At 66.2% G+C, this 2925-nt stretch carries 3 protein-coding genes and 2 tRNA genes; all 5 read left to right on the forward strand.

All coding sequences use genetic code 11. The features are described 5' to 3' along the window. The first annotated feature begins 138 nt into the window (after positions 1-138). The 5 genes from I2E26_RS02465 (at position 139) to I2E26_RS02485 (ending at position 2925) form a co-directional block, all read left to right on the forward strand. Positions 139-1023, forward strand: a complete 885-nt coding sequence (locus I2E26_RS02465) for an ABC transporter permease (protein ID WP_195419487.1) — start codon at positions 139-141, stop codon at positions 1021-1023. A gap of 128 nt (positions 1024-1151) precedes the next feature. Further along, positions 1152-1970 carry an ATP-binding cassette domain-containing protein gene (locus tag I2E26_RS02470; RefSeq protein ID WP_255431910.1) on the forward strand — a complete coding sequence of 273 codons (819 nt, stop codon included), beginning with the start codon at positions 1152-1154 and terminating at the stop codon, positions 1968-1970. After that, a complete protein-coding gene (locus I2E26_RS02475) occupies positions 1967-2665 on the forward strand; it encodes an ABC transporter ATP-binding protein (RefSeq protein WP_195419489.1) in 699 nt (232 codons plus the stop codon). The genes I2E26_RS02470 and I2E26_RS02475 overlap by 4 nt, the downstream gene beginning before the upstream one ends. An 85-nt stretch (positions 2666-2750) precedes the next feature. Further along, positions 2751-2824 (forward strand) — tRNA-Gln (locus I2E26_RS02480). Positions 2825-2848: 24 nt separating this feature from the next. After that, positions 2849-2925 (forward strand) — tRNA-Glu (locus I2E26_RS02485).

Here is a 2925-nt window from a genome sequence, read left to right on the forward strand (position 1 = left end):
TGACGGCCGGCCTGGGCGGCGATGCGCCGCTGTTGGTGGGGATAGCGCTGGCGTCGGCGATGCTCGTCTTCGCTGCAAATGCGCTCGCAGACGGCCTGGCGTTGCTTCTCGACCCCCGTATGCGCAAGGAGGTGCGCCATGCCTGATCCCGATACCGCGGTATGCGACCGCACGGTCATCTATCATCGTCCGCGCCGCGCGTGCACCGGGTCGCGGAGGCGCCTGCTGCTAGCGGGGCTGTGCGTCTCGGCGGTTCTGCTCCTCGCCGTGGGGGCTGCCGGCGCGCTGTGCGGCGACGCCGCTGTGACGGTCGATTTCCTCCATAAGAGCCAGGCACCCTCGTTGGCCCATCCGTTCGGCACCGACTGGATGGGCCGCGACATGCTGGCGCGGACCTGCGCCGGACTCGGCGTCTCCCTCGGTTTGGGGCTCGTATCGGCGCTCGTTTCGTCGGTTATCGCGTTTATCCTGGCGGCGCTGGCTGCCGTGGGCGGTCCGGCTGTTGACGCGGCCGTGGAGTGGCTCATCGACGTCGTCATGAGCGTGCCCCATATCGTGCTGCTCATCTTGGTCTCCTATGCGCTTGGCCGCGGTGCGCTGGGCGTGCTGGTGGGCATCTCGCTTACCCACTGGCCGAGTCTGGCGCGCGTCTTGCGCGCCGAGATGATGCAGGTGCGCGCCGAGCCGTTTCTCGCATGCTCGCGAGCGCTCGGCACGGGCCGCATGCGCCTTGTTCTCAACCATGTGGTGCCGGCGGTGCTGCCCCAGTACATCGTGGGGCTCGCGCTCATGTTCCCCCATGCCATCCTGCACGAGGCCTCCATCACCTTTCTGGGTTTCGGCCTGTCGCCCGAGCAGCCCGCCATCGGCGTGATCCTGTCCGAGGCCATGTCCTATCTGTCGAGCGGGTCGTGGTGGCTCGCCGTGTTTCCCGGCGCGGCGTTGGTCATCGTCGTGCTGTTGTTCGACGGCATGGGGGCGTGCCTGCGCAGCCTTGCGAGCGGAGCGGAGGTGCAGCGATGAGGGTGGGGGAAGACGCTTTCGTGGCGCATGGCCCGCATGGTTCCGAGCAGTTTCATCACCATCACAGTCATGCGGCTGCGTCGCGCCACCCGGGTGAGCACCATTTGCTCTCGGTGGAGGATCTGACCGTGTCATTCGATATGTACGATGCCGATGCCCCCTACTTCTCTGCGCGGCTCGAACCCGTCGAGGTGTTGCACGGCCTCTCGCTTTCGGTTCATACCAACGAGGTGCTGGCACTGGTGGGGGCGAGCGGCTCGGGCAAGACCGTCCTCGCAGACGCCCTCATGGGTCGGTTCGCACCGAACGCCACGGTGCGCGGCCGCATATGGTTCGACGGCCGCGCACTCGACGCGCGGTCGCTGAAAGAGCTGCGTGGGCGCGCTATCGCCATGGTGCCCCAGAGCGTGACCAACCTCGACCCGTTGATGCGCGTGGGCGCCCAGGTGCGCGGCGTCGCACGCGGGTCCTCTCGCATCGAGCGGTCGGCGGACCGGCGCCGCCGCATGCGGCGGCAGCGCGAGCTGTTCGCACGCTATGGTCTCGACGAGGGTGTTGAGCGGCTGTATCCCCATGAGCTTTCCGGCGGCATGGCGCGGCGCGTCTTGCTCATGTGCGCGCTCATGGAGGAGCCGCGGGTGCTCATCGCCGACGAGCCCACGCCCGGCCTGGACCTGGACCTGGCGGTGCGCGCCGTTGACGACCTGCGCACGTTTGCCAACGAGGGAGGCGGCGTGCTGCTCATCACGCATGATATCGAGCTCGCCCTGCGCGTGAGCGACCGCGTGGCGATCTTTCACGACGGCGCGGTGGTTGAGGAGACCGCGGTGGAGAGCTTCCGCGACCCGAAATTGTTGCGTCATCCGTTTACGCGTGCGCTCTGGCACGCGCTACCCGAGCACGATTTCTGCGCGCGTGATTTGCGCGCAGGGGAGGAGGGGCTATGAGCCTGATCGCTGCCGATGTGGCCATCGGCTACCCGGGCCGGGCCCCGCTGGCATCCGGGTTATCCCTTTCCGTCGAGCCCGGCGAGCGATTGGCGCTTCTAGCTCCCTCCGGGTTTGGTAAGAGCACGCTCTGCCGCGTTCTGAGTGGATTTATGGCCCCGATGCGCGGTGAGGTGAGGGTTGATGGCCTTCGGATCCCAGAGCCTGGTTGCAGGGCCGTTCAGCAGCTTTGGCAGCATCCCGAGCAGGCGTTCGACCCCCGGCTGCGCATGCGTCGCAGCCTTGCCGAGGCGGGTGGCCTAGAGGGCGATCGCTGGGACCTGCTGAGCGAGCGATTCGGGCTATCGGCCGCATGGCTCTCGCGGTTTCCCGCGGAGCTGTCCGGCGGCGAGCTTATGAGGTGCTGCATCGTACGGGCGCTCATGGTATCCCCGCGCTACCTCATTGCCGACGAGGCGACGGCCATGTTGGATGCCGTCACGCAGGCGCAGCTCGTCCGCGCGCTCATCGATACGCAGGAAGAGGAGGGCATGGGCATGATCTTCGTCTCCCACTCGCCCTCGCTGGTGCGGCGCGTGGCTACGCGGAGCATCGACCTGCAGCAGTTTGTCTCTGACCCGTCGCTCGCTAAGCTTAAACGGGGTTCGAACGCACCGCTATCTACCTGGGCAATCCACAAGGTGCACACAAAATAGGGATTCCCGAAAGAAAAGTGTTGCACTGAAGGGGGGACTCCCGTAATATTCTTTCTCGCGCAGAGGAGCGCAGACAACAACCAATTGGGATGTCGTCTAATGGCAGGACAGCGGATTCTGGTTCCGTCAATGGGGGTTCGACTCCCTCCATCCCAGCCAGTTGCTTGTTCTCCTAGTGCTCACGGCCCGTTCGTCTAGCGGTTCAGGACGCCGCCCTCTCAAGGCGGAGATCACCGGTTCGAATCCGGTACGGGCTACCA

The organism is Collinsella sp. D33t1_170424_A12, from assembly GCF_015554865.1.
In the GTDB taxonomy this organism is placed as follows: Bacteria; Actinomycetota; Coriobacteriia; order Coriobacteriales; family Coriobacteriaceae; genus Collinsella.